This window comes from Vibrio sp. BS-M-Sm-2, from assembly GCF_041504345.1.
Lineage (GTDB): Bacteria > Pseudomonadota > Gammaproteobacteria > Enterobacterales > Vibrionaceae > Vibrio > Vibrio satsumensis.
On the sequence record NZ_CP167894.1, the window covers coordinates 1,272,832 to 1,299,430 of the forward strand.

The window sequence follows — 26,599 nt, forward strand, 5'->3', positions numbered from 1 at the left end:
CAACCTTCCTACTCTTAGATATGTTTATCTTATGATTAGAAGATGGATACGGTAACGCGGATTTTCAAGGGATAAGAATGAAGAATAGAGCTTATATAAAAATATAAATGAGCTGGATGCCTGGTTGCACTAGCTAAAGGTTACTCTAACCAAATAAAGGTAGCTTGGCGTCCAGTAATACCATCACGACGATAAGAATAGAACAAATCAGGATCTGCAAAGGTACAGAGATTTGAATCCGTCACTTCCGACACACCCACTTTTTCAAGTCGTTGTGTAGCAAGTTGAGACATATTCGCTAGCCATTTGCCCGGTTCAGCTTTGGCTGCAAATGCGAGCTTAGCTTGAAGGTCAAAACGAACAAAAGCTTCCAACACATCATCACCTACTTCAAAGGCTTGTTTGCCTATTGCAGGACCAAGCCAAGCAATGATCTTATTCTCTGAATCTAGGTTTGAAAACTTTGCGACTGCATTTTCAAGAATTCCACCAGCAAGGCCACGCCAACCAGCATGAACAGCCGCAACTTGAGTGCCTTTGGTATCAGTAAGAATTACAGGTAAGCAATCAGCTGTCATCGCAGAACAGACAACACCTTTAGCCGTGGTAAATGCACCGTCAGCATCAAGAACACTCGCCATAGGTTCTAAAACCGTAATGACATCTGTTGAATGAGTTTGATTTAGCCATACCGGAGCTGCGGGCATATTAGCTTGCTGCTTAAGCCAGGTTCTATTGTTTTCAACAAGCGAAGCATCATCCCCAACATGCGTACCTAAGTTTAATCCTTGATACGCGTCAGTAGAAAAGCCACCTACACGTGTCGACGCAAATGCCTTCACGTTGTTAGGTGCATTCCAGTTAGGGATGATCAACGACATATTAAATGTCTTCTTCTTTATTTTCGCGAGCATCAACACGTAACGCTTCAGCCATCACAACCATATCATTTGGCACAGGAGCGTGGAACTCAACTTCTTCACCTGTAATTGGGTGAACAAATTTAAGCATAACGGCGTGTAGCGCTTGGCGATCAAAAGAACGAATCATGGTCGTTAGTTCTTCAGATGCACCTTTTGGAATACGAGCACGGCCACCGTATGCAACATCACCTAACAGCGGGTGCTGAAGGTATGACATGTGAACACGGATTTGGTGAGTACGACCCGTTTCGAGGCGCAGACGAATACGAGTATGCTCACGGAAGTGTTCAGCAACACGGTAGTGAGTTACCGCCGGCTTACCCAGTTCATTTACGTCCATTAATGTACGCTTAGTTGCATGGCGGCTAATGCCTTTTTCTACCACACCACCAGCGGTCATTTTGCCAATTGCAATTGCTTCATATTCACGAGTAATACGACGCTTAGCAAGAGCACGTACAAGACGAGTTTGAGCTGGAACCGTTTTAGCCACAACCATAAGGCCGGTTGTGTCTTTATCAAGACGGTGCACAATACCTGCACGAGGCACTTCTGCAATCTGTGGGTAATGGAAAAGCAATGCGTTTAGTATGGTTCCATCCGGCGTGCCTGCTCCTGGGTGTACAACCAGATCGCGAGGCTTATTGATAACCAATAAGTCATCATCTTCGTAGACAATGTCTAGAGGAATATCTTGTGCTTCCCAGCGCTCTTCATCTGCAAGTTCAGCTTGCAAGATGATCTCCTCACCGCCCAAAACCTTAACGCGCGGCTTAGTTATAACTTCGCCATCCACTTGGATTTTGCCGTCAAGAAGCCACTCTTTAATACGAGAGCGAGAAAAATCGGTAAATAGTTCAGCGACAGCTTGGTCTAAACGTTGACCTAACTGGCTGCTTTTTACTGTGTCTGTTAATGTGATCTGCTGAGCCATATCGAACTTTTTTAAAAACCGTGAGACTAATACCCATTAGTATGGATAAAATAGAATAATTGCATCATTGTATCTGTTACTGGTTAGAAAGTAACGGAAGCTTACGAAATATTTAATTCAAGGAATCGACGCCTGACATGAAACACCTTACTTTATCGGGTCTATTAGCCGTATCACTCTTGGTTGGTTGTTCAAGTAGTGAAGAGATAGTGCCAGATGTACCACCATCGGTTCTCTACTCTGACGCGCAAGAATCACTGCAGAGCGGTAGCTGGCTTTCAGCAATAGAAAAGCTAGAAGCCCTAGACTCACGTTACCCATTCGGCGCCTATTCTGAGCAAGTACAGCTCGATCTGATTTACGCTTACTACAAAAATGATGACTTGGCACTTGGCCTCGCTACCATTTCACGATTCCTACGTTTGAACCCTACTCACGAGAAACAAGATTGGGTTCTTTACATGCGTGGATTAACGCACATGGCGCAAGACCGAAACTTCATGCACGATATTTTTAATATCGACCGTAGCGACCGAGACCCAGAGCCGGTGAAACTCGCTTTTGCTGACTTCAAGCGACTACTCGAACGGTTCCCTAGCAGCCCTTACGCTGAAGATGCACAAAAACGCATGTTCGCACTTAAGAATCGCCTAGCCGACTATGACTTAGCAACTGCGGATTTCTACCTACGCCGCGAAGCTTGGATTGCTGCGATCAACAGAACGCAAGAGCTGCAAAAGACTTACCCAGATACCATCGCTGCTCGTAAATCTCTAGAGATTCAGCTAGAAGCTTATAAACAACTAGGCCTAGATGACGCTGTGTTAAGAACAGAAAAGTTGATTGAGTTAAACCCACTACCTTAATCTACTTCTTACATCTCAATCCCAAAAGCGCGCTAATTTACTAGCGCGTTTTTTTATCCACATATCGCAAACTTGATGAATCGCATATTACACGGTATCTTCAAAAGATAACTTTTAACAAAACATCAACATGGAGTGTGGATGTGAGTAGGTTGTTATTATTTATCTGGGTATCGCTATTTAGCCAATTATCCTACGCATTAGAACTGTCCCCATTAAGCAATAAGCCTTACATGGGCGACTTAGATGTGCTCAAAGCCAAAGGAACGGTTAGAGTGCTAGTTTCTGCCGATCTTGGTTTCTATTACATCGAGGATGGTAAGCCAAAAGGCATCGTGGCAGAAATGCTCTACCACTTTGAAAAAAGCCTTCGTAAGAAACACCCCTACCTCAATGTTCAAATCATCCCCGTACAACGAGATGATCTACTTCCCTCTTTAGAATCTGGCTATGGAGATGTCGCTGTTGCTAACCTGACGATCACCGACAAGCGCTTACAAATCATCGATTTTTCCAATCCAATGATTAAAGATGGGAAAGAATTGATTATCACCGGCAAGAACTCAGAGCCGATCACCGAGATCAAGCAATTGAGCGGCAAAGAGGTATGGATCCGTGCAAGCTCGAGTTACTTCGAGAGTGTACAAAGAGTCAATAAAGAGCTTAACGAATTAGGTTTACCACCACTGCATGTCCACTTCATTGAAGAATCACTGCAAGACTACGAGCTGATAGAGCTAGTCAACCAAGGTTATATTCAGGGCACAATTCTGGACAGCCATAAAGCAAAGCTGTGGATCGACGTAATGGAAAACATTCAAGTGCATCATGATTTGCCCTTACGTGAAAATAGCCAAATAGCATGGGCATTGAGAAAAAACAGCCCTCAGTTAAAGAAAGAGATAAACAAATACGTCAAGACTGCACGAACAGGTACCCTACTTGGAAATGTTATCTATCAGAAATACATCGACAACACTCGCTGGTTAGGTAGAGCACTCAACCCAAATAAAATAGACCGAGTGGCTAAGCTTTCAGATGTCTTTGAAAAGTATTCGAGTAAATACGAATTCGACCCTTTGATGATGTCTGCACAAGGTTTCCAAGAATCTGGATTGGATCAAAGCAGAGTTTCTCATCGTGGCGCTATTGGGGTGATGCAGGTGCTGCCAAGTACCGCTAAAGACAAAAACGTCAACATTAAAAACATACATAAGGTGGATAACAATATCCATGCGGGTGTGAAATACATGCGCTTCATTAAGGACAGATATTTTGACGACCCTGCCATTACGCCAGACAACCAAATCTACTTCACTTTGGCTTCTTACAATGCAGGTCCAGCTAAGATCAGAAAGATGAGGCGCATTGCCAAGCAGAAAGGTTACAACCCAAACATCTGGTTTAAAAACGTAGAGATCATCACTCGCAAATACGTGAGTAAAGAACCGGTAACCTATGTCGCCAACATCAACCGTTATTTTGTAATCTATAAGCAGTTACAAGCTATCAATGCCATCCGAGAGGACGGTACAGCGAGATTACTAAAAACCAACGATTAGTTTGTCTTCAATCCCAAAAGCCTGAGGAACAAAGGCACTAGGGGAAGATAAAAACACAAAAGCCGCATAAGAAAACTTATGCGGCTTTTGCTTATCAAATTCAGAGAAAGCTTACATAGCGAACTATATCACGAGAGCTACATCACAAAACACTATTGAGTGAATTTTCATCAAGTACTTTCAATAAGCTGTAGGACGCCCCTAAAAACTGGTTTAATTTTTAGCGAAGCCTTGTCTCCAAGTTATCGTTTTCCATAAGGATAACAAGCATTTCCCGCCAAAAAGATACTAAGATTTGCGTGAGATCACATTTGATTTTAATGCTCACTCCACCCAACAAAAACAAGATCTAGATCACATTCTTTATTCCTGAAAGTCGTAATCTGAAGTTAACCCATGAGGGATACAACAGAGGAAAACTTCTATGAAAATGAACATCACTGGTAAAAACATCGACATTACCTCTGCAATCCGTGATCACATAGAAAGCAAATTTAAAAAGCTGGATAAATGGCAAGTAGACATCATTGGCTGCCAAGCGAGCTTTAGCGAAGAACCAAATAAGAAGAAAAAATTTGAAGCAGTACTAACCGTACCAAAAGGCCAACTTGTTGCTTCATCAATCCATGACGACCTCTACGTTGCTATCAACGAAGTAGAACAAAAACTAGAGCGTCAACTCAACAAGCTACGCCATAAACCAGAAGCGCGCCGCGCTGAAAAGCCTGAAATCGAAGAGCTAGAAGCTGAAGTAGAATAAGGAAAGATAACAGATTAAAAAATAGCGCCTCAGAGCGCTATTTTTTTGCTTGACGCTCGTAGCTCGCTTGCTTATTGTGTTTAAACATTCATAAAACAATCACTTTTTATGCAAACTCAATCTTTGTTTATTTTTGACTTCTTTTTTCTTCCGTAAATCGGAGGCTAAGTCGTTTTAGAAAAACAAGTCAAAAACGAACAAGAAGCCTCCCACACTAGGGAGGCTTTTTTATAAGGACACATTTATGACTGACCGCTCAATTTCACTGGATGATATCCGCCTTCGTCTTAATGATTTAGATGATGAACTACTGAAGCTACTTTCAGAACGTCGCAAGCTAAGCATCGAAGTTGCTAAAAGCAAGGTAGAAACATCAAAGCCAGTTCGTGATGCAGTAAGAGAACAACAACTGTTGGTTAAACTGATTAACAACGGTAAAGATAAATACGAATTGGATGCTCAGTACATTACCAAGCTGTTTCACACTATCATTGAAGATTCAGTCCTACTGCAACAGTCATACCTACAAAACCTCGCGAATCCGCAAAGCCGTAAACCATTGGCTCGCGTTGCATTCTTAGGTTCTAAAGGGTCCTACTCTCATCTTGCGAGCCGTGAATATTTCAGCCGTAAGAATATGGAATTGATTGAATTAAACTGCAACCACTTCAAAGAAGTAGCGTCGACGGTAGAGTCGGGCCACGCTGATTACGGTGTGTTACCTATTGAGAACACCAGCTCAGGTTCGATTAACGAAGTGTATGACCTACTTCAACACACCACGCTTTATATCGTTGGTGAGCTATCTCAGCCGATTGAACACTGCCTAGTGGCGAAAAACGATATTCGTTTAGAAGACATCAAAACGCTCTATTCCCACCCACAACCTCATCAGCAATGCAGTGAGTTCTTGAGCCGCCTTAAGGGTGTCAGCCTTGAGTCTTGCGCAAGCACGGCTGATGCAATGAAAAAGGTTAAAGAGCTGGATGGAAATGACGTAGCAGCTATTGGTAACGCATCGAGCGGTAAGCTTTATGGGCTTCAGCCAATCCAAGGCAACATTGCAAACCAAACAGAGAACCACACGCGTTTCATCGTTGTAGCACGTAAACCGGTTGAAGTATCGACTCAAATTCCAGCAAAAACGACACTGATTATGTCGACATCTCAAGAGGCGGGTTCTTTGGTAGAGACACTACTGATCCTGCAACGCTTGGGCATCAACATGACCAAGCTGGAATCTCGCCCAATAATGGGTAACCCTTGGGAAGAGATGTTCTATGTCGATTTAGAAGCACACCTGGATTCAGATAATATGCAGCAAGCGATAACGGAACTAACAGCTATTACTCGCCATTTAAAAGTCCTTGGTTGCTACCCAAGTGAAAACATCAAAGCGACTCAAGTTAAGTTGTCATAGCTGAGAGTGAGTATCAGCTTCTAGCCAACATAAGTATTTGGCCTACAGTAGGCCAAATACTTAAATCACCATCTAGTCGAGTACTATTCGAGCTAAGAACACTTCCCCTAGCATGCCTGCAACACAATTCACTTGTTTCGTAAATTCTGCACGATTATCTCCCTCCACCACTTACGCCTATCTAATAAAAACCATTAGTGGCTTTTTTATCAATAAAGACAAAACCTTACCGCCTTCACAGGAAATCATCGAACTGCGTGTAATTAATAGCGAGTAAGCATTAAGTAACATAAACTTACGCGCTTAAATTATAAATAGTGTTGTCATTAACTATGAAGCTAAGTACTAAAATCTTGCTGCTGATAACTCCTGTGATACTGTTCAGTACCGCTGCTTCTAGCTATATTATTTATTCGACGCAGAAAAGCAGTTTCATCAAACGCGAAGACAACGCACTTCAGCTCAACATGGAAAAGTTAGCTGGGTACTTTCGACAGTCTCGCTCATTCCTCAATAGCTACTCTTACACCTTGACCCAAAGTGATATGGTAAAGCGTTACTTTCTCACTGAACAAAACCTATCTCGCGATCTTGAACTGGTAAGTAATCTTCAAGAAGCCATACATTTTCTGCAAGATGATGATGAAAGTTATACTGGTTTAGCACTTTTAAATGGTGAACGAAAATTGCGCTATTATGCGGATAATAGCAACGATTCACGCTCTCAGATTGACAAGAAAATATTAGAATATGTTGACCAGTACTATCGAGATACCCAAGCAATCTCAGGTACCAAATATATTCAAAACTCTCAAGGCGAAGGGATGTTGGTTCATTATGAGAAGGTAGACAGAAAAGCGACTTTCCCAACCGAAAATAATCAACTAAACGATGCGTTCTTTGTGGTTGTGTCAGTCTCTCTCGACAAGTTTAATACTTTGAGAAAACAGATAGAATTCGACTATCAAACAAGCTTATTTTTCACCTCGGTAGCGGTTTCTCTAGAAAATGATGTCACCCACTCAGTCAAACTTGCGCCAGAACTGTATGCAACGGTAGACCCAGCTCAGTTCCTATTAGAAAACAAACTCGACTCTATTTGGAACAAGCTGAGTGTCTCATTTGTACTATCTGCGTTTGTTACTGTCGCTCTGCTACTCATGCTTTTGTCTCGCAGCGTGATAACTCCGATAACGCGACTCGATCGACAATTACAGCAGGTAGAAAAAAAACAACGTAAGAACATTGAACGCTTGGGCACTCGTGATGAGCTTGGCCGTCTATCACAGCGTTTTTATGACATGTACCAAGAACTAGATAACACCTACCAACAAACCAAGCTTTTGGCCGAGAATGATCAGTTAACCCAAATCGCCAATAGGCATCAATTTCAAACCTTCGTTCAGCAATCATTGCCCAAGCCTAGCTCGAATACCGAAACCTGGGTTCTCTACTTTGACCTAGATAACTTCAAGTTTGTGAACGACAAATATGGACATCAAATCGGCGACTCCATTCTGGTCAGTTTTGCTCAGCGTATTTCCGATATTTGTAGCCACTATAAAACAGAATTTGACGCTCATTGTATGCCAGCCCGACTTTCTGGAGACGAGTTCGTTGTGTACATTAACGCCCCTACTCGCCAAGGGAATATCGCGCATAGATTCTCTGAGAGCTTACTGACGCCACTACAAAAAGGTTTTATCACAGAATCAGGGAGCTTTCCGATCACGGTCAGTATTGGTATTGCGACCTACCCCAACGATGGCCACTCCATCGAAAAGCTACTGTCGAACGCTGATACCGCGATGTATCAAGCCAAACGCGCAGGTAAAAACCAATTTGCTGACTATTCACGAGATTTAGACAAAGCGATTCAACGCCAAGCAAACATTGAACGCGCACTCAGAGACAAGAACTTTGATGGTGAATTTAGACTCGTTTATATGCCGTACATGGATTCAACAGGAACCCATGTTATTGGCGTTGAGGTGTTATTACGTTGGAATTCGGAGCAACTAGGCTTGGTTCCACCTGATGAATTCATTCCAATTGCCGAGCAAACAGGATTATTCGATCAGGTTGATCAGTGGGTCATTCAGAATGCATTTGCTTCTTTTCATCGACTTCAAGCTCAATTTGATCACTCAATTCAGTTATCGATTAACTTATCTTCTGCTGGGATTGAAACGACTGATCTTGCTGACTTCATCAAAGAGCACGCCGATTTAAATCGAATTCCGCCAAGTTTGATTGATTTTGAAATTACCGAAACCTTTTACTCTAACTCTGAAGGTTTTCCGCTGCTTAACGAACTGTCATGCATGGGTTATCGACTGGCGATTGATGACTTTGGTTCCGGTTACACCTCTATCACTCAACTGGTGCAGTATCCAACTCAGAAAATTAAATTGGATAAAGCGTTTTTGGATACCTTAATTGAGACAGATAACCAGAACATCGTAAAACCAGTTATCGGGTTGTGTCATGCTCAGGGGAAAAAGGTCACCGCCGAAGGGATTGAAACTCAAGACATGCACCAGTGGTTACAGGATGCACAGTGCGATATGCTGCAAGGCTATTACTTTGGTAAACCCATGCCATTAGAAGAGTTGAGTGACTGGTACCGACAACATCAACTCAATCTAATCGACAACAAAAAGAATCCGACACATGAAATCTGTAATCATCGCATCGCTGAACCCAGCTAAAATTAACGCCGTTAAAAGTGCGTTCTTATCTGCTTTTCCTGATACTGAATTTGATTTCAAAGGCATCAGCGTCCCTAGTGGTGTCGCCGATCAACCGATGAGCAATGATGAAACCTATCAAGGTGCCGTGAATCGTGTTCACAACGCAACTCAAGCTCAGCCTGATGCAGACTTCTATGTTGGTCTAGAAGCGGGAATAGAAACAAACGTCACCTTTGCTTGGATGGTGATCGAAGCGAATGGTCAACGTGGCGAGTCTCGTTCAGCAAGCCTGATGTTGCCACCAGCCGTGCTTGAAAAGTTAGAGCATGCAAACGAATTAGGGGATGTGATGGATGAAGTGTTTGGTACCGATAACATCAAACAGAAAGGTGGCGCCATTGGCTTACTAACACATAACCAACTGTCACGCAGTTCGGTTTATCATCAAGCTTTAATTCTAGCGCTGATCCCATTTGTGAATCCTGAGCACTTTCCTATTTAGTGCTTCGTTAAACTTAGAAAGGTTCTGAAAATAATCTTCAGAAACAAAAAACGCTAACATTCAGTTAGCGTTTTTTATCGAATTCGTATTCGCACTATCTAGTGATAGCCTAATTCCGTTATTACTTTAGCAATAGATCGGCGATCACGGCTTTCTCTTGTTCAGACTTGGCCTTTAGCTCATTTGAGCCTCTGGTTATCGTTGCCACGCCTACTCCCAGCATTTGACTTACTTGCCGTTGAGACATATCGCCTTTCATCAACTCACAAAAAATATTAATTCGAGCAACCAAAGCATCTCGCTCGTCAGGTGTCATCATCATGGTCAACAACAATTCGTGCTGATCTTTTTCGACAGCCGTCTTTACCAAGTCCATCAGTTGTTGCCAATTATCATATTCAGGTTGTGATGCCATATCTCTACACTTACTTTTAAATTCTGACTTTAAAGAGTCGCTTAACGATTGAAAGCGTTTAACACTTTATACCGAAACACTTGATGTGATCCAATGTAAAAAGGCAGTAAGTGGAAATGGTTCGCACTCACTGCCTTTCATATTACTCAGATTAAGACAAAATACCGAAGCCTTAGTATTTCATTTTTGTCTCATGGGGAGCTAAAAACGTTCCCTGCTCACCCAAGATATCTCGATAGTAGGTCTCAAACATCAAGATATTTTGAACGTAACCGCGAGTCTCTTTGAATGGGATCATTTCGATAAAAGCATACGCATCTAGCTTTTCATCACTGCGTGAGCGCCACTGTTTGACACGACTAGGACCAGCATTATAAGCAGCAAACGCAAAGATACGGTTATTATCATATTGAGCCAATAAACCATCTAAATAGTGGCTACCAATCTCAATGTTCTTGCCGACATCATAAAGATCATCGCTGCCCTGGTACTTAATCTGATGCTTCTTCGCTGTATATTGAGCCGTCTTCGGCATGATTTGCATGATACCGCGCGCGCCAACAGGAGAACGAGCTTCTGAGTCCATGGCACTCTCTTGTCTTGCTAAAGACATCAAAGTAATTGGATCGAGATCGTGCTTCTCGGCGTAGAAATTAAACCACCACTTATGAGCAACAGGAAAACGTAGCGCAATGTTATCCCACATCTTCGCCGAGATGCTCGCTGTTACTGTAAAGTGATTCCAACGCTGCGTCGCGGCATGAGCCGCAAGCATTGATTTCTGATCTTTGTCAGCATTAGTTAACAACCAACGCCATTCACTCTTCGCTGCCGCTATTTTATCTCGGTCAATCAGCTCGCCGATTCGAACCAAAGAAGTGGCGAATGGCTTGACTGTTTCAGCATTGTATTTGAGTGTCGATGTTGGGTATTGAACCGGCTTACCTAACTGCTTAGCCGCAGCCACACTGTAGAAGTTACGCTTCCCTAAAATATCTGACAGTCGCTTATTGCCTTTATCAGTGTCGCCCGTCGCGATTTCAGCTCTGCCCTGCCAATATTGCCAACGAAGCGAAGCCTGATGTTTATCATCCAAGCGCGCTATCCACTCTTTCAGGCCCGTCCAATCGGCATGCTGAATCGCTAAGCGAGCACGTCGTTCCAGTAGAACTTGCTTTGATGAACTCGCGAGCATTTTGTCTCGCCACACCATCAACTCTTCAGAGTCGGTGTTGATCAGACGAAACGTTAGATAATCGGCTAGCTCTTGAGATTTCTCTTTCGAAAATTTCTGAGCTTTGATGACATCATCAAACACCTCTTGAGCGCTGCTTGATGACTTCCTTGCTAACTTCTCGAAAGCAAACTCGGTTTGCGCTTGGTAGAATTCATTTGCTGGGTGCTTCTTAGCAAACGCGAGTACATTTTCAGGCTTGTTGTACAACGCCTTCATCTGCTTAGCTTGAGTAATTGACTCATCATGCTCCAATTGCTTAATCAAATAGCTCATTAACTTACCGTTACGGCTCTCGAACGCTAACAGCATTCTATCCAGAATCAACTCATCGGTTCTTAGCCCGGCTTGATCCCAGCTTTGAAATAGAGGGTCACAAGCGTCATCAATACCACTACCACTCAACCAAAGTTGCTTAGCCCCTTTAAAAGCAAGCTCTTGGTTGCCTTGCTCATAATTCGCACGGTAGTAGATACATTGATATTTTTCACCAACAGGCTCTTGGGTTTGAAACTCAAGGATCGTTTCCCACTGTTTTTGAGCCGCCAATAAATCTAAATAAGGCGCACGCATACGATTGGAAAACGGCAGTGCTTTATTCTCTTCAATAAAGGCATCCACTTCAGCAGGTGTGCGATCACCTAAGCCTAATAAGAAGGCGCGATAATCAGTGTAAGGCGTTAACGGATATGTTTGAATTTTTTTACGCAGCGCGGAGTAAGCTTCTAAATCACGGTTGTCTAAAACCTCTTGCGCTCTGTCATAAACATCACGCTGCATTTCAAGCTCAGATGCGTTGCTAGCCATAGCCATCTGAGCCAGTGAAAATGAAGACAAAATTGCCGATGCAGCGACAGCAATTTTCGTATTACCAATGCGGAAAAACATTCGCTCTTTCCTTAGTGCGTGTATGAATACGTGAAGTCTATTTACGCCCGACATCACATCAAATGTAAAGAGATTGAGTGTAAATATTATTAATATTTAACACTTCGCCTCAGAAGCTTATTAAATATAGTTTTAATGACCAATGTGACAATAATAGGTAAGGATTCGTTCAAGAATGGCTTTTCTGTCCTAGGAGTAACATCTTTGGGGATATTGGTATAAAATAGACGACAATTTTGAACAATAAATTAGGATCGATCGGCAATGGCTGAATACGTATATACCATGTCTCGGGTGAGCAAAACTGTTCCACCTAAGCGTCAAATTCTTAAAGACATTTCTCTTAGCTTTTTTCCAGGCGCTAAAATCGGTGTTTTGGGTCTAAATGGTTCAGGTAAATCTACCCTACTACGTATCATGGCTGGCATTGATACTGATATTGATGGTGAAGCTCGTGCACAACAAGGTCTTAAAGTCGGTTACCTACCGCAAGAGCCTGTACTAGACGAATCAAAAACAGTGCGTGAAATCGTAGAAGAAGCGGTTTCTGATGTTGCAGATGCGCTTAAGCGTATCGACGCAGTTTACGCAGCTTACGCAGAACCAGATGCAGATTTTGACGCTCTTGCTAAAGAACAAGGCGAGCTTGAAGCGCTGATCCAAGCAAAAGACGGCCACAACCTAGAGACAGCTCTAGAGCGCGCAGCTGACGCACTTCGCCTTCCTGAGTGGGATGCGAAAATTGAATTCCTATCAGGTGGTGAACGTCGTCGTGTTGCGATCTGTCGTCTACTTCTAGAGAAGCCAGACATGCTGCTTCTTGATGAACCAACCAACCACTTGGATGCAGAATCAGTAGCATGGCTTGAGCACTTCCTAGTAGATTACAGCGGTACTGTTGTGGCGATTACCCACGACCGTTACTTCCTAGACAACGCTGCAGGCTGGATTCTAGAACTTGACCGTGGTGAAGGTATCCCATGGGAAGGTAACTACACGTCTTGGCTAGAACAGAAAGACGAGCGTCTTAAGCAAGAAAAAGCGGGCGAAAGCGCACGTCAAAAGACAATCGAGAAAGAACTTGAATGGGTTCGTCAAAACCCTAAAGGCCGTCAAGCTAAGTCTAAAGCTCGTATGGCTCGTTTTGAAGAACTGACTACTGGCCAATACCAGAAGCGTAACGAAACCAACGAACTGTTCATCCCGCCAGGTGAGCGTTTAGGTGACAAAGTTCTTGAAGTGAACAACCTAACTAAATCGTTTGGTGATCGCGTTCTTATCGACGACCTATCGTTCAGCATGCCTAAGGGCGCTATCGTTGGTATCGTTGGTGCCAACGGTGCGGGTAAATCAACACTATTCAAGATGCTAAGCGGTGCAGAACAACCAGATTCAGGTTCGGTTGTACTAGGTGAAACTGTTAAGCTTGCTTCTGTTGATCAGTTCCGTGACAGCATGGACGACACTAAGACAGTATTCCAAGAGATCTCTGAAGGCGCTGATATCATTAAGATCAACAACTTCGAAATCCCTGCGCGTGCTTACTGTTCTCGTTTCAACTTTAAAGGCAACGACCAACAGAAGATCATCGGTGAGCTTTCTGGTGGTGAGCGTAACCGTGTTCACTTAGCAAAACTGCTAAAAGCGGGCGGTAACGTACTGCTACTCGATGAGCCTACCAACGACCTTGACGTTGAAACGCTACGTGCTCTTGAAGAAGCACTGCTTGAGTTCCCTGGCTGTGCAATGGTTATCTCGCACGACCGTTGGTTCCTAGACCGTATTGCGACCCATATCTTAGACTACCGTGATGAAGGTCAAGTTAACTTCTACGAAGGTAACTATACTGAGTACACTGAGTGGCTTAAGCAAACTCTAGGCGCGCAAGCGGCAGAACCGCACCGTATCAAGTACAAGCGTATCGCTAAGTAAATTAGCTTGTATTTTGAACAAAGGCCGCGATAATAGCGGCCTTTGATATATCTGGCTTACGTGTTACGCATCGATATAGAGAGATTACTTATGGTTGAAAGACGTCAATTTTCACGAGTTATTTATCAAGTCCCGACTGAGATCTCACAAGGACAAGTAAATGTTTCAGGCTCAGTGCAAGACTTATCACTCCATGGTTTACTCATTCAATGCAATGAATCAAAACAACTTAGCCATGATGTCCCTGTTCAAGTGAGCTTTAAACTCGAAAACAGTGATATCAATATTCAGTTAGCAGCAACGATAGTCTCTACCATCAATACCTCAATGCGTTTACGCATAGAGCATTTAGATATTGATAGTATCAGCCACCTTAAGCGACTTGTTGAGCTTAACGTTGGTGACGATGAACTGCTTTATAGAGAGATTGAACACCTTACCGATTTAGGTAAAGAGTGACATCTCCATTACCCTTTTCTATTAGAAGCATTTAGTTAATACAAAACCATGTCTAAAAAAGTATCAATTACTATTCCCTCTAGTCAGGGGGAGCAGACGTTTTACTTCGGCCGTAAAGCCGTACTCATGTGCACCACTGCGATTTTTTCAGTACCGCTGCTGATTGGCGGAGCTGCGTACATGCACTTCGAGAGTAAACAAGAACTCGCACTGCAAGCGGGTGATGCCCAACAGTTGATTGAAACACTGATTGTTGAAAAAGAACAAACAGAATTTCTTTATGCTGAGCAGGTAGAAACCAACCATTCTCTATCGCAAATACTCACCGAGAAAGAAGGCACGATTCAGCTGCTTGGTAAGCGTGTATTTGATGTGGAATCAGTACTTGGTCTTGCAGATGAAGAGCTGCTTACCGATGATGTTTCTCTAGAAGATCGCATTGATGCGGCTGCAGTCGATTCAGCAGTAAGAGCCACGATGTTCCGGTTGATTCCAAACGATAGTCCAATGGCTTATCAACGTATCTCTTCTTCTTATGGTAGTCGCACTAACCCTATTTCAGGTAAACGCCACGTACATACTGGTATCGATCTAACATGTAAGCGTGGTGAAGATATTGTAGCGCCCGCAGATGGAGTCATTGAAACGGTGCGCCCAAGTAAAAAAGGCTTCGGTAACTTTATTACTATGCGTCACTCGTTTGGTTTCATGAGTTCTTATGCGCACCTACAGAAGTTCAAAGTACGTAGCGGTCAGTTTGTTAGTAAAGGCGATGTGATTGCGAGCTGTGGTAACTCAGGTAACTCAACCGGCCCACACTTACATTATGAAGTACGCTTCCTTGGTCGTTCATTGAACCCTCAATACTTGATGGATTGGACACCTGAGAACTTCAACTACGTATTCGAAAAAGAGAAAAAGGTTAAGTGGGGCCCGCTGGTTCAACTGATTGATAATGTGGTTCGCTTACAGATAAACCTGACGAACGTGCCTTACATTAGCTCGACCATCGACACTGTATCTAGTGAAGATAGCAAGAAACCTATTACGACTAACTAGACACGGCTAACTAGAACCTGTTGATTGGCCTATGATGATCTAATTGCTTTTAGCCTACAGTAGGCCAAATGCTTTCATAGCGTTCAGCACAAACAAAAAGAGCGACCATCAGGTCGCTCTTTTTTATGATTTCAAATCGTATTAACCACGATGAATCGAGTCATGTGCTTGTTTTAAAAGACTTTGGCTCTCTTGCAAGAATTGTTGTGAGTAGTCACCAAACCAATCACTCACTTGGTTGAAACTCTCAACAAACTTGGCTTTATCTTTGCCATCTAGGATTTCTAGCGCTTCTCCGAAACAGCTATGGAAGCGTCGAATCATCTCAATATTCTCATCCGAAGAGAGAATAATGTCACCATACAAGTTCGGGTCTTGAGCAAACAGACGACCAACCATCGCAATCTCAAGTCGGTAGATTGGCGAGCTAAGCTTCAGAAGTTGGTCGATGTTCGGATTCTCTTTACTTAAGTGTAAGCCGTAAGCAAAAGAGGTGAAGTGACGAAGTGCTTGAATCAGTGTCATGCCGTGATCGTGTTCAGCAGCATCCATCTGACAAAGACTCGCGCCCCAAATACCAAATTGATTCAGTAGCCATTGATAGCTTTCAGAACCACGACCATCACTGTAAACAATCACCTGCTTAGCAAGGCTTGGAACATCAGGGCCAAACATTGGGTGCAATCCAACCACTGGGCCTTGGTGCATGTTCATCATTGCTTGCAGAGGTTTAGATTTAATTGACGTCAAATCACATAGAATACAATCACTTGGTAGGCTACCTAGCTTTGCAATTACACCTTCAGTCAAATGAATTGGAACGGTCACCACCACAAGACCAGCATTATCTAAGATCTCATCAGCTCTATCCCAATCTTGGCTGCCAAGGATTTTCACTTCGTAGCCAGAAAGCTTAAACATACGGCCAAACAAGCCACCAAGTTGACCATTACCACCAACGATAACCACTGAACGCAATTCTGGGTTAAGGCACTTAAAACCAGAATCTTTTTCGCTGGCATAAGACTCACGCATAGTACGACGCAAAATATCTTCGATTAACTGTGGTGGGACCCCTATTTTCTCGGCTTCTTGACGACGAGATGCCAGCATTGCAGCTTCACGCTCTGGTACATAAATAGGTAAACCATGTTCACTTTTTACTTCGCCTACTTTCTCTACTAGAGCAAGGCGTTGAGCCAGTAAATCCAACATTTGTTTATCGACAGCATCGATTTGGTCGCGTAATTCGTTCAGTTCAACGGCCATTTTATTCCTTACTAATCTATAAGCCCGTGCCAATCTATAAGCCCACAATCACGCAGGTTCGTTAGCAACAGATCTTAAAATGCCCCATTAGATGAGGCACTTAAATTTAAAACTCTGACTAACCTTTCAAGCGGTTCTCTAAGAACGGGACTAATTCCGTATGTGCATGTTTCAATAGTGCCTCAGTTGAATCCCAATTGATACACGCGTCGGTAATAGAAACGCCGTATTTCATCTCATTGAGAGGTATATCCGAAGATTGGTTTCCTTCGTTAATATGGCTTTCAATCATAAGGCCGATAATCGACTTGTTACCTTCACGAATTTGGTGAATCACATCTTCTGCAACTAAAGGTTGGCGACGGAAATCTTTACGAGAGTTAGCGTGGCTACAGTCGACCATTAGCGCAGCCTCTAAGCCAGATTTACCCAACTCTTGCTCACATTCGTGTACCGATACTGAATCGTAGTTCGTCTGCTTACCGCCACGTAAAATCACGTGACCATTTGGGTTACCTTGCGTTGTTAGTAGTGCAACTTGACCTTCGCGGCTGATACCCATGAAACGGTGGCTAGAAGAAGCAGCTTGCATTGCATTGATTGCAGTGCCTAGGTTGCCATCGGTACCGTTTTTAAAACCGATTGGCATTGAAAGACCACTTGCCATCTCACGGTGAGTTTGCGATTCGGTCGTACGAGCTCCGATTGCCGCCCAGCTGAATGTATCTGCTAGGTATTGAGGGCTGATTGGATCTAATGCTTCAGTCGCTAGTGGGATTTCCATCTCAGCGAGTTCAACAAGTAGCTCACGGCCAACATGCAGACCATGCTCAATATCGAAAGTGCCGTCTAGATGCGGGTCATTGATCAAACCTTTCCAACCCACAGTGGTTCGAGGCTTCTCAAAGTAAACACGCATAACAATATACAGTTGATCGCTAAGTTGCTCAGATAAGGCTTTTAGGCGTTTCGCGTACTCTTTCGCAGCTTCAATGTCATGGATAGAACATGGGCCACATACAACAAGCATGCGATGATCTTTCTTATGAATGATGTTTGCGATAGTTTGACGAGACTCTTGAATGAAACGACGAGCATTATCACTCAAAGGCAGTTTTGCTTTTAACTCCTCAGGAGTAATCAGTACCTGTTCGTCGATGATATTGACATTGCTTAATTCACTTTTCTGCATAACTCAACCTGTATATTTACCTTTACACCCAACATTTCCATTTGGGCTAACAATCTTTAAAAACACAATAACAGCTAAAAAAACGATTGCAAGTGTAAACAATAAAAAACATTACGTGTAAATTAAAATTTACACATCAACTTTAACTCACTCTGAGATATAAATAGGTTTAAACCACGGATCACACATACAAAAAAGGCGATATTTATCATATCGCCTTATCTAAAATTATTATGTGTTTATTTATCACTCACTGCCTAGCATTCGTTTAATCGTCTCTGAGGTCGCTTTCCACCTAGCATCTGAGTGAAGCGTCGACAAATCAAAACTATGTTTTTTAAGCAATGAGTTGGCTAAAGGCACCTCTTGAATCGCTAAGTGATCAAGAGCTTCAATTTGTGCATCTCGTTTATTACACATCAATATCATGTCACAACCCGCATTCAAGGCCGCTTTTGCTCTGTCGGCTGGTCCGCCCATAATAGCAGCACCTTCCATGGTTAAGTCGTCCGAGAATATTAGGCCTTTAAAGCCAAGTTTTTGTCTCAAGACTTTCTGTAGCCAATACTGAGAGCCACTTGCTGGTTGCTCATCATAATGAGAGAACACCACATGTGCAGGCATCATGGCATCCAATATTCCGGCTTCAATTTGCGCCTTGAAGATTGCCATGTCTGTTTCAAAGATATCGTCTCTAGGGTCATATGGCGTCTCTAAGTGTGAGTCAGCAATTACGCCACCATGTCCAGGGAAGTGCTTTCCTGTTGTAGCCATACCAACCGACTTCATGCCTTTGATGAAAGCGCTGCTATGACGAACAATGGTATCAATATCTTCACCAAACGCTCGGCTACCAATCGCTTTGCAGTCGTGACCTTTATCTAATACCGGTGCAAAACTCAGATCGATATCATGGGCAATCAATTCCGCCGCCATCAGCCAGCCGGCCTGTTCTGCTAACTGCTCACCATTATTCTTAGTCGCAAATTCCTGAGCAGCTGGGATAATTGAAAAGCCGTCACGAAAACGCTGTACTCGTCCGCCTTCTTGGTCAACGCCGATTAAAATAGGACGTTTTGCAACTTTGCGAATCTCTTTATTTAACGCCGATAACTGTTTGCTATCGTGGTAGTTTCGAGCAAATAAGATGAGACCACCAACGGTTGGGTGCTCCAAAATTTCTCTGTCTTCAGCTGTCAGCTCGTAGCCTGCAACATCAACCCACAACGGTCCCATATTTATCCCTTATTAAACCTAATTTCGTAAACTTCCCGAGATTATTCTCTTTAAATTTGCTTTACAATGTTTTTAAACCAATCTGTGGAAGACTTTAGGAATGCAGCGCAAGAGCTTAGGAATGGATCATAAAGAACTGTATATCGGTGTGATGTCAGGCACGAGTATGGACGGTGTTGATACTGCCTTAGTTTCGATTGAAGATACGCAAATCACATTGCTTGCTCATGATGAGTTCCCTATGCCTGATGACCTCAAAGCGCGTCTGCTGGAGGTTTGTATTGGTCAGAAAACGGATTTGATTGCTATTGGTGAGCTAGACCACCAGCTTGGCCATCTGTTTGCTGATGCGGTTCTACAACTTCTCGACAAGTCAGACACACCTGCATCTTCTGTGACTGCGATTGGTAATCATGGCCAAACAGTGTTTCATCAGCCAACAGGCGAATCTCCATTTACCATGCAGCTGGGTGATGCCAACATCATTGCCGCTAAAACACAGATTCAAACCGTCGCTGACTTCAGACGTAAAGACATGGCATTAGGCGGACAAGGTGCACCGTTAGTCCCCGCCTTCCACCATACAATTTTCCACCCGCAAGACAGCTCGGTTGTGGTGTTGAATATTGGTGGTATCTCGAATATTTCAGTGCTGCGCCCGAATCAGCCAACACTTGGTTATGATACAGGCCCAGGGAATATGTTGATGGACGCTTGGGTTGATAAACACACGGGCGAGAAGTTTGACCGTGATGCGCAATTCGCACTTAAAGGTCAACTCAATCAAGCCTTGCTCGAACAGCTGTTAAATGAATCTTATCTATCTCAAATGCCACCGAAAAGTACCGGCAGAGAGCTGTTCAACCTACCCTGGCTAGAGCAACAGCTTACAGAATTTAAAGATCTTACGGCAGAAGATGTTCAGTGCACGCTTTGTGAATACACCGCATTGACGATAGCCAATGAAGTGAAAGCTTATCGCTTGGGTAACCAACCTGCACTGTATGTGTGTGGCGGTGGTACAAGAAACCCATTGTTGATGAAGAGATTGTCCGAACTGCTTCCAAGTTGGGATGTTGACTCAACAACCAGTAAAGGCGTTGATGCCGATTACATGGAAGCGATGGCTTTTGCGTGGCTTGCTCAACGTCATGTTCATCAACTGCCAAGCAATTTGCCAGAAGTGACTGGCGCAAGCAGAGCGGCCTCTCTAGGCGTTCTCTATCGTGCTGACTAAACCATTTTAGAACCATCATTTTAGAATCACCATTTAAGGATCATTATGAGTAACGACGCTCTCATATCAGCGCTCTCGCACCTCGTTTCGGAGGGGAGAAACCCTGATACTATGGATATTGATCTGCTCACCTCTCTCGAAGTGGTTGAAAAGATTAACCAACAAGACAAACAAGTCCCACTGGCGATTGAAGCGGAACTGCCGCAGATCGCGAAAGCGGTAGATAAAATTGCTCATGCCTTTCAAAACGGTGGTCGACTGATTTATATGGGCGCAGGCACCAGTGGTCGATTAGGTGTGTTAGACGCATCAGAATGCCCGCCGACTTTCGGCGTCTCAGACAAGATGGTTATCGGCCTAATCGCTGGCGGACCAGAGGCGATTTTAAAAGCTAAAGAAGGCGCAGAAGACTCGCTAACTCTCGGTATTGAAAATCTGAAAGCGATTCAATTTTCAGAAAATGATGTCGTGGTGGGTATAGCTGCCAGTGGTCGCACACCTTACGTGATTGGTGCACTCAACTATGCCAATCAACTTGGCGCGGTGACCGTTGCATTGTCTTGTAACCCTGACTCTCCAATTGCTGAAATCGCTCAAATCGCAATTAGCCCGGTGGTTGGCCCAGAAGCATTGACTGGTTCAACACGCCTCAAATCAGGTACAGCACAAAAGCTGGTGCTTAATATGCTGACGACTGCCAGCATGATTCGCATTGGTAAAAGCTACCAAAATCTGATGGTCGACGTAAAAGCAACCAATGAAAAGTTGGTTGCCCGCGCTGCTCGTATCGTTATCCAAGCAACTGAGTGCGACAAAGCACTGGCAGTCTCGACACTTAAAACGACTGATTACGATGTGAAGTTGTCTATTTTGATGATTCTAACAGGGCTAGATTTAGAATTGGCCAAGGCTCAGCTTGATAAGCAAAATGGCTTCTTGAGAAAAGCAGTCGAGAATAATCAATAGTCTGCTGTTGACTGTTACTATCGCTACATACAAAAAGACCAGTGCACATGCGGTACTGGTCTTTTTTAGTTTTAATTTTTTATCGCTAGCTTGGGCTTAATAGTCGTTTGAGAACTCATCCCAGCCACGTTGCCATTCCATACGGAAACGTTGAGCGTCTTCCGTACCAGAACACACGCCTTCATACACCTGACCAGATAAACCAATCTGATAAGCATGGTTCGGATTACAATATTCAGCCACACCTAGGTGGTAACCTTCTGTGTAACTCGCTTGATCGACTGCGCCAAGCTCAGTCATCTCTGAATACGAACGTTGAGTGTGGCCTTTGATACCATCACGATAGCCAATCTCTTGCCAATTGCCTTCAGCTGCTAAATCTTGAACATTGGCGCTGCATCCTGCAAGGCTAAATGCCACGGCGAATAGTGCGATTATTTTTTTCATTTCAGTCCTTTATATTTACCTAGCCACTTCCTGACGAAGCGTTGCATTTGTGGTGATTCTCCGCTGAACACTGGCTGATGTCCACTTATGTCTGTTATCTGCCACTGATATCTATTGGTTACCGCTTAAAGCTGATAAATCACCACTTACCAGAAGCAAGACACATCTCAACATGAATAACCAACCGCTCTGCAAACGTAACAAACCACTCAATCAGTTATAACACCACTTAATTGACTATTCGACCACTCACTCTCATAGCGGAAGTTTCTTCTCATACACTCCTCTAATATACACCCTGACTTAATTAATACATTCAGGGATAACAAATTATGATGTGGTTTCTTACCTGTGTTGCAGCACTCATTGGTGGCTACTTTATTTACGGTGCCTTTATCGAGAAAATTTTCGGTATCAATGAAAAGCGTCAAACACCCGCTCACACTAAGCAAGATGGCGTGGACTACGTTCCAATGTCGACGCCAAAGGTTTACCTAGTTCAGCTGCTTAACATTGCAGGTGTCGGTCCAATCTTCGGCCCTATCATGGGTGCCCTTTATGGTCCGGCAGCGATGCTTTGGATCGTGCTAGGTTGTATCTTCGCAGGTGCGGTACACGACTATTTCTCAGGAATGTTATCTATCCGTAACGGCGGTGCTTCAGTTCCAACCATCACTGGACGTTACCTAGGCAATGGCGCAAAACACTTTATGAACATCTTTGCCATTGTTCTACTGCTTCTAGTTGGTGTCGTATTCGTATCTGCTCCTGCAGGCATGATCACTAACCTAGTGAACGACCAAACTGATTTCGCGATGTCTGCAACAACCATGGTTGTTATCATATTTGCTTACTACATCATCGCAACGATTGTCCCTGTCGATAAAATCATTGGTCGCTTCTACCCACTGTTCGGTGCACTACTTATCTTTATGTCTGTTGGCCTAATCACTGCGATTGGTCTATCTGACGAGCACCAAATCATGGACGGCTTCGAGATGAAAGACATGTTCACTAACATGAACCCGAATGACCTACCACTTTGGCCAGCTCTATTCATCACTATCGCTTGTGGTGCAATCTCTGGCTTCCACGCAACTCAGTCTCCTTTAATGGCGCGTTGTATGGAAAACGAGAAGAACGGTCGCTTCGTATTCTACGGTGCAATGATTGGTGAAGGTATCATTGCTCTAATCTGGTGCGCACTTGCGCTATCATTCTTCGGCTCTGTTGAGTCTTTGTCTGACGCGATTGCAAACGGTGGTCCAGGTAACGTGGTATACAGCGCTTCATTTGGTCTACTGGGTGTATTCGGTGGTATCCTTGCTTTCCTTGGCGTGGTTATTCTACCAATCACTTCTGGTGACACGGCGTTCCGCTCAAGCCGTCTTATCCTTGCTGAATACTTCAACATGGAGCAGAAAACACTGCGTAACCGCCTACTGATGGCTCTACCACTGTTCGTTATCGGTGGTATCCTGACTCAAGTAGATTTCGGTATCATCTGGCGTTACTTCGGTTTTGCTAACCAATCAACAGCAGTAATGATGCTATGGACAGCTTCGGCTTACCTACTTCGTCACAATAAACTGCACTGGGTAACAACCGTTCCAGCTGTGTTCATGACTTCTGTGTGTATTACATTCATCCTGAACAACAGCCAGCTAGGCTTCGGTCTGCCAATGCAGCTTTCAACCATCATCGGCGTGGTAAGTGCATTCGGTATTGCAGCTTACGTTATCAAAATTTCAAAAGGCAAAGGCGATATCGACCTTGCTGATGAAGAAGAAAAAGAAGCAAAAGGCGTCACCAAAACCGCCTAGCTCTTTCAGGATATTGATAAAAAGAGACAAGTCTTCATAGAGAGACAAAAGAACAAGCCAAACACACTTCGCTTGCTCCCGTAATCACCCAGTGATTCTTGGAAATTAAGACTAAAGCCCGTCCACCGTGATGGGCTTTACTGTATCTCAATATTGGCATCTCAGCCTGAGAAGCAATGACCGCTCGATATAACCAACGAAAACACAAGCAAAGCTACCGTTACCACGCAATGAGCTTTACACTTAACAAGCGTCTCAATAGGTGAAAATATGGAACTCATTCTCTCTCTACTGCAACAAACCTGTGTCTACTTAGTGATTGCTTATATGCTAAGTAAAACCCCATTGATTCTGCCTTTGTTGAGCATATCTTCACGCTTAAGTCATAAAGTCAGCTGTTATGTTCTGTTTTCTCTGTTCTGTATTATGGGTACCTATTTCGGACTGCAGATTAATGACGCGATAGCCAACACTCGTGCGATGGGTGCGGTTATGGGGGGTCTGTTTGGCGGCCCTGTGGTTGGCTTTGCCGTCGGCTTTACTGGCGGTATTCACCGTTACTCATTAGGCGGTTTCACAGACTTGGCTTGTGCTATTTCGACCACAGCAGAAGGCTTGATTGGTGGCCTATTGCACGTTTACTTAGTCAGAAAGAACAAAGCCAGCCAACTGTTTAACCCGTTGGTGGTTTTCTCGGTAACCCTGTTTGCAGAGATCATTCAAATGCTGATTCTACTGGCGGTCGCAAAACCCTTCGAACAGTCCTACGCTCTGGTCTCTGATATTGCTGCGCCAATGATCATTGCTAACTCAGTCGGTGCAGCGCTGTTCATGAGCATCATCCAAGACAGGAAAACCATCTTCGAAAAATACTCGGCTACCTTCTCACGCCGCGCATTAACCATCGCAGAGCGTTCGGTAGGTATTTTGCATGGCGGGTTCAATTCCGATAACGCACAAAAAATCGTACGTATCGTTTATGAAGAGACCAATGTTGGTGCGGTAGCGATTACCGACAGAGAAAAAATTCTCGCGTTCGTCGGCATTGGTGATGAACACCATATTCCAAATACCCCAATTTCATCACAAAGCACGCTCACTTCGATGGAACAGAACGACATCATCTACCTTGATGGCAAAGAGAACCCATACCAATGCTCCTTGTCGCAGGATTGTAAATTGGGCTCAGCTCTGATTATTCCACTCCGCGCGGGTAACGAAGTGGTCGGCACCATTAAACTGTATGAGCCAAAGCTAAAACTATTCTCGACCATCAATATGTCGATGGGTGAAGGTATCGCTCAGCTATTATCGAGCCAGATCCTATTTAGCAACTATCAGCAACAACAGACGCTACTGACACAAGCGGAAATCAAGCTGCTGCACGCTCAGGTTAACCCACACTTCTTGTTCAATGCGCTTAACACCATCAGCGCAGTAACACGCCGTGACCCAGATAAAGCTCGAGAGTTGATTCAGCACCTATCTCACTTCTTTAGAAGCAACCTAAAGCAGAACATCAACACCGTGAAGCTCAAAGACGAGCTGGCACACGTCAACGCTTACCTGACCATAGAGAAAGCACGCTTTACCGATCGACTAGAAGTGGAATGGGATATCGACCCGCAGTTGTATGAATCTCAATTGCCGAGCTTTACCCTGCAACCGCTGGTAGAAAACGCCATCAAACATGGGATTTCAAACATGTTGGAAGGCGGCAAAGTGAAGATCTATAGCGAAGCTTTCGAGGGTGGATTCAAGTTAACCGTTGAAGACAACGCGGGTAATTATCAGAAGCCATCTCAAGATCACGTAGGATTAGGTATGGAAATTGTTGACAAACGACTCACTAATTTCTTTGGACAAGATTCAGCACTAAAAATAGAATCTCAGCCACAGCAATTTACTCGAATGAGCTTTATCATACCTATACTAAAATAATGGTATTTTCGGAGACAAATCGCTCCGAGTTGAAACAATTAGAAGCAGACATTTAAAAGATAAGCGTGAATCAAGCAGGGATAGAACCAAGATGAAGATTGTAGGATGTTAAAGGCATTAGTTGTCGATGATGAGCTTTTTGCTCGCGAAGAACTGATTGAGCTGCTAACCGAAACCGGAGAAGTGGAAATCATTGGCCAAGCGAGTAACGCGATCGAAGGACTGAAACAGATCAATCTACTCAAGCCTGATGTCGTGTATTTGGATATCCAAATGCCGCAGGTTACCGGGATTGAACTGTTAAGCATGCTTGACCCAGACACCATGCCTTACGTGGTATTCGTTACCGCCTACGACCAATATGCGATTCAAGCCTTTGAAGATAACGCATTTGATTACCTACTTAAGCCAGTCGAGCCTTGTCGATTAAACAAGAGCGTTTGTCGTCTAAATAAAGTCATCAAACAAAACCAGAAAGCACCAGAACAGAACATCTCAGCGATTGCTCCCTGCCACTTAGAGCAGATTCCGTGTATTGGTCACAACCGCATTGTGATCATGGCAAGCCAAACGGTCGAGTGCGCCTATTCCGATATCAGTGGTGTGCATGTTCGTAGCTCATCGCAAACCGCGACCTCACAGTTAACGCTAAAGATCTTGGAAGAAAAAACCGATTTGATCCGCTGTCATCGCCAATATTTGATCAACATAAAATCGATCCAAGAGATCAAACTGCTAGAGAATGGATTAGCGGAGATCATTACCCTTACTGGCTTTGAAGTCCCTGTTAGCCGTCGTTACTTAAAGACTTTAAAAGAGCAACTCGGTCTCCAGTAACGAG

At 43.8% G+C, this 26,599-nt stretch carries 22 protein-coding genes and 1 other annotated feature; of the genes, 14 read left to right on the forward strand and 8 right to left on the reverse strand.

Translation table 11 applies throughout. The features are described from left to right. Positions 1-140: 140 nt before the first annotated feature. On the reverse strand, positions 141-881 hold the full coding sequence (pgeF, locus tag AB8613_RS05765; protein ID WP_372384641.1) for a peptidoglycan editing factor PgeF: 741 nt from the start codon (positions 879-881) through the stop codon (positions 141-143). Position 882: 1 nt separating this feature from the next. Beyond that, positions 883-1,857 carry a 23S rRNA pseudouridine(1911/1915/1917) synthase RluD gene (rluD, locus tag AB8613_RS05770; RefSeq protein ID WP_019820953.1) on the reverse strand — a complete coding sequence of 325 codons (975 nt, stop codon included), beginning with the start codon at positions 1,855-1,857 and terminating at the stop codon, positions 883-885. 137 nt (positions 1,858-1,994) lie between these two features. On the opposite strand from rluD, the gene AB8613_RS05775 reads away from it, so the two are divergent. From AB8613_RS05775 to yjjX, 6 genes are all read left to right on the forward strand, one after another. Further along, positions 1,995-2,723 (forward strand): outer membrane protein assembly factor BamD, encoded by a 729-nt coding sequence (locus tag AB8613_RS05775; protein WP_061019010.1) that lies wholly within the window; start codon positions 1,995-1,997, stop codon positions 2,721-2,723. Positions 2,724-2,860: 137 nt separating this feature from the next. After that, positions 2,861-4,285, forward strand: coding sequence for a transporter substrate-binding domain-containing protein (locus AB8613_RS05780; RefSeq protein WP_372384642.1), 1,425 nt, complete (start codon positions 2,861-2,863; stop codon positions 4,283-4,285). Positions 4,286-4,709: 424 nt separating this feature from the next. Next, entirely contained in the window at positions 4,710-5,045 is a 336-nt protein-coding gene (gene hpf / locus AB8613_RS05785) for a ribosome hibernation-promoting factor, HPF/YfiA family (RefSeq protein WP_004735034.1), read from the forward strand. 110 nt (positions 5,046-5,155) lie between these two features. After that, positions 5,156-5,277 (forward strand) — a sequence feature (Phe leader region). Between the two features lie 12 nt (positions 5,278-5,289). Further along, positions 5,290-6,465 carry a prephenate dehydratase gene (pheA, locus tag AB8613_RS05790; RefSeq protein ID WP_060983091.1) on the forward strand — a complete coding sequence of 392 codons (1,176 nt, stop codon included), beginning with the start codon at positions 5,290-5,292 and terminating at the stop codon, positions 6,463-6,465. 332 nt (positions 6,466-6,797) lie between these two features. Next, the gene (locus AB8613_RS05795) at positions 6,798-9,176 is read left to right on the forward strand and encodes a putative bifunctional diguanylate cyclase/phosphodiesterase (protein ID WP_372384643.1); all 2,379 of its coding nucleotides are present in this window, start codon (positions 6,798-6,800) and stop codon (positions 9,174-9,176) included. Continuing rightward, positions 9,139-9,660: an inosine/xanthosine triphosphatase gene (yjjX, locus tag AB8613_RS05800; protein WP_048606829.1), complete on the forward strand. Its 522-nt coding sequence runs from the start codon at positions 9,139-9,141 to the stop codon at positions 9,658-9,660. Before AB8613_RS05795 ends, yjjX begins: the two co-directional genes overlap by 38 nt. A 121-nt stretch (positions 9,661-9,781) precedes the next feature. On the opposite strand, the gene trpR is transcribed toward yjjX, so the two are convergent. After that, positions 9,782-10,075 (reverse strand): trp operon repressor, encoded by a 294-nt coding sequence (gene trpR, locus AB8613_RS05805; RefSeq protein WP_048615039.1) that lies wholly within the window; start codon positions 10,073-10,075, stop codon positions 9,782-9,784. Positions 10,076-10,247: 172 nt separating this feature from the next. Continuing rightward, positions 10,248-12,197 carry a transglycosylase SLT domain-containing protein gene (locus AB8613_RS05810; RefSeq protein ID WP_372384644.1) on the reverse strand — a complete coding sequence of 650 codons (1,950 nt, stop codon included), beginning with the start codon at positions 12,195-12,197 and terminating at the stop codon, positions 10,248-10,250. A gap of 264 nt (positions 12,198-12,461) precedes the next feature. Between AB8613_RS05810 and ettA the strand changes: the two genes are divergently transcribed. From ettA to AB8613_RS05825, 3 genes are all read left to right on the forward strand, one after another. After that, on the forward strand, positions 12,462-14,129 hold the full coding sequence (ettA, locus tag AB8613_RS05815) for an energy-dependent translational throttle protein EttA (RefSeq protein WP_017071393.1): 1,668 nt from the start codon (positions 12,462-12,464) through the stop codon (positions 14,127-14,129). 90 nt (positions 14,130-14,219) lie between these two features. Further along, complete coding sequence (locus AB8613_RS05820) at positions 14,220-14,588, forward strand: PilZ domain-containing protein (protein WP_146490569.1); 369 nt, start codon at positions 14,220-14,222, stop codon at positions 14,586-14,588. 48 nt (positions 14,589-14,636) lie between these two features. Continuing rightward, the gene (locus tag AB8613_RS05825; RefSeq protein WP_060983086.1) at positions 14,637-15,647 is read left to right on the forward strand and encodes a M23 family metallopeptidase; all 1,011 of its coding nucleotides are present in this window, start codon (positions 14,637-14,639) and stop codon (positions 15,645-15,647) included. Between the two features lie 141 nt (positions 15,648-15,788). Here the strand turns inward: AB8613_RS05825 and tyrA are convergent, their stop codons facing one another. The 3 genes from tyrA to nagZ form a co-directional block, all read right to left on the reverse strand. Then, positions 15,789-16,916: a bifunctional chorismate mutase/prephenate dehydrogenase gene (tyrA, locus tag AB8613_RS05830; protein WP_146490568.1), complete on the reverse strand. Its 1,128-nt coding sequence runs from the start codon at positions 16,914-16,916 to the stop codon at positions 15,789-15,791. Between the two features lie 118 nt (positions 16,917-17,034). Next, positions 17,035-18,108, reverse strand: a complete 1,074-nt coding sequence (locus tag AB8613_RS05835; RefSeq protein WP_017059354.1) for a 3-deoxy-7-phosphoheptulonate synthase — start codon at positions 18,106-18,108, stop codon at positions 17,035-17,037. A 246-nt stretch (positions 18,109-18,354) separates the two neighbouring features. Further along, positions 18,355-19,344 (reverse strand): beta-N-acetylhexosaminidase, encoded by a 990-nt coding sequence (gene nagZ, locus AB8613_RS05840; RefSeq protein WP_146490567.1) that lies wholly within the window; start codon positions 19,342-19,344, stop codon positions 18,355-18,357. Between the two features lie 121 nt (positions 19,345-19,465). On the opposite strand from nagZ, the gene AB8613_RS05845 reads away from it, so the two are divergent. Both AB8613_RS05845 and murQ read left to right on the forward strand, forming a co-directional pair. Next, positions 19,466-20,581, forward strand: coding sequence for an anhydro-N-acetylmuramic acid kinase (locus tag AB8613_RS05845; protein ID WP_285955174.1), 1,116 nt, complete (start codon positions 19,466-19,468; stop codon positions 20,579-20,581). Positions 20,582-20,626: 45 nt separating this feature from the next. Continuing rightward, positions 20,627-21,547, forward strand: coding sequence for an N-acetylmuramic acid 6-phosphate etherase (gene murQ, locus AB8613_RS05850; protein ID WP_285955173.1), 921 nt, complete (start codon positions 20,627-20,629; stop codon positions 21,545-21,547). 96 nt (positions 21,548-21,643) lie between these two features. On the opposite strand, the gene AB8613_RS05855 is transcribed toward murQ, so the two are convergent. Then, entirely contained in the window at positions 21,644-21,994 is a 351-nt protein-coding gene (locus tag AB8613_RS05855) for a DUF2799 domain-containing protein (protein ID WP_146490564.1), read from the reverse strand. A gap of 332 nt (positions 21,995-22,326) precedes the next feature. Between AB8613_RS05855 and AB8613_RS05860 the strand changes: the two genes are divergently transcribed. The 3 genes from AB8613_RS05860 to btsR all read left to right on the forward strand — a co-directional run bounded on the left by AB8613_RS05860 (position 22,327) and on the right by btsR (position 26,595). Next, positions 22,327-23,817 carry a carbon starvation protein A gene (locus AB8613_RS05860; RefSeq protein WP_372384645.1) on the forward strand — a complete coding sequence of 497 codons (1,491 nt, stop codon included), beginning with the start codon at positions 22,327-22,329 and terminating at the stop codon, positions 23,815-23,817. Between the two features lie 270 nt (positions 23,818-24,087). Beyond that, complete coding sequence (locus tag AB8613_RS05865) at positions 24,088-25,758, forward strand: sensor histidine kinase (protein WP_146490562.1); 1,671 nt, start codon at positions 24,088-24,090, stop codon at positions 25,756-25,758. Between the two features lie 105 nt (positions 25,759-25,863). Continuing rightward, positions 25,864-26,595: a two-component system response regulator BtsR gene (gene btsR, locus AB8613_RS05870; RefSeq protein ID WP_017106772.1), complete on the forward strand. Its 732-nt coding sequence runs from the start codon at positions 25,864-25,866 to the stop codon at positions 26,593-26,595. Positions 26,596-26,599: the final 4 nt, after the last annotated feature.

What these genes read in the sequence shown, in the direction of transcription:
- pgeF (WP_372384641.1), bottom strand. Translation starts at nt 881, where the DNA reads ATGTCGTTGATCATCCCTAACTGGAATGCACCTAACAACGTGAAGGCA.
- rluD (WP_019820953.1), bottom strand. Translation starts at nt 1,857, where the DNA reads ATGGCTCAGCAGATCACATTAACAGACACAGTAAAAAGCAGCCAGTTA.
- AB8613_RS05775 (WP_061019010.1), top strand. Translation starts at nt 1,995, where the DNA reads ATGAAACACCTTACTTTATCGGGTCTATTAGCCGTATCACTCTTGGTT.
- hpf (WP_004735034.1), top strand. Translation starts at nt 4,710, where the DNA reads ATGAAAATGAACATCACTGGTAAAAACATCGACATTACCTCTGCAATC.
- pheA (WP_060983091.1), top strand. Translation starts at nt 5,290, where the DNA reads ATGACTGACCGCTCAATTTCACTGGATGATATCCGCCTTCGTCTTAAT.
- AB8613_RS05795 (WP_372384643.1), top strand. Translation starts at nt 6,798, where the DNA reads ATGAAGCTAAGTACTAAAATCTTGCTGCTGATAACTCCTGTGATACTG.
- yjjX (WP_048606829.1), top strand. Translation starts at nt 9,139, where the DNA reads ATGAAATCTGTAATCATCGCATCGCTGAACCCAGCTAAAATTAACGCC.
- trpR (WP_048615039.1), bottom strand. Translation starts at nt 10,075, where the DNA reads ATGGCATCACAACCTGAATATGATAATTGGCAACAACTGATGGACTTG.
- AB8613_RS05810 (WP_372384644.1), bottom strand. Translation starts at nt 12,197, where the DNA reads ATGTTTTTCCGCATTGGTAATACGAAAATTGCTGTCGCTGCATCGGCA.
- ettA (WP_017071393.1), top strand. Translation starts at nt 12,462, where the DNA reads ATGGCTGAATACGTATATACCATGTCTCGGGTGAGCAAAACTGTTCCA.
- AB8613_RS05820 (WP_146490569.1), top strand. Translation starts at nt 14,220, where the DNA reads ATGGTTGAAAGACGTCAATTTTCACGAGTTATTTATCAAGTCCCGACT.
- AB8613_RS05825 (WP_060983086.1), top strand. Translation starts at nt 14,637, where the DNA reads ATGTCTAAAAAAGTATCAATTACTATTCCCTCTAGTCAGGGGGAGCAG.
- tyrA (WP_146490568.1), bottom strand. Translation starts at nt 16,916, where the DNA reads ATGGCCGTTGAACTGAACGAATTACGCGACCAAATCGATGCTGTCGAT.
- AB8613_RS05835 (WP_017059354.1), bottom strand. Translation starts at nt 18,108, where the DNA reads ATGCAGAAAAGTGAATTAAGCAATGTCAATATCATCGACGAACAGGTA.
- nagZ (WP_146490567.1), bottom strand. Translation starts at nt 19,344, where the DNA reads ATGGGACCGTTGTGGGTTGATGTTGCAGGCTACGAGCTGACAGCTGAA.
- AB8613_RS05845 (WP_285955174.1), top strand. Translation starts at nt 19,466, where the DNA reads ATGGATCATAAAGAACTGTATATCGGTGTGATGTCAGGCACGAGTATG.
- murQ (WP_285955173.1), top strand. Translation starts at nt 20,627, where the DNA reads ATGAGTAACGACGCTCTCATATCAGCGCTCTCGCACCTCGTTTCGGAG.
- AB8613_RS05855 (WP_146490564.1), bottom strand. Translation starts at nt 21,994, where the DNA reads ATGAAAAAAATAATCGCACTATTCGCCGTGGCATTTAGCCTTGCAGGA.
- AB8613_RS05860 (WP_372384645.1), top strand. Translation starts at nt 22,327, where the DNA reads ATGATGTGGTTTCTTACCTGTGTTGCAGCACTCATTGGTGGCTACTTT.
- AB8613_RS05865 (WP_146490562.1), top strand. Translation starts at nt 24,088, where the DNA reads ATGGAACTCATTCTCTCTCTACTGCAACAAACCTGTGTCTACTTAGTG.
- btsR (WP_017106772.1), top strand. Translation starts at nt 25,864, where the DNA reads ATGTTAAAGGCATTAGTTGTCGATGATGAGCTTTTTGCTCGCGAAGAA.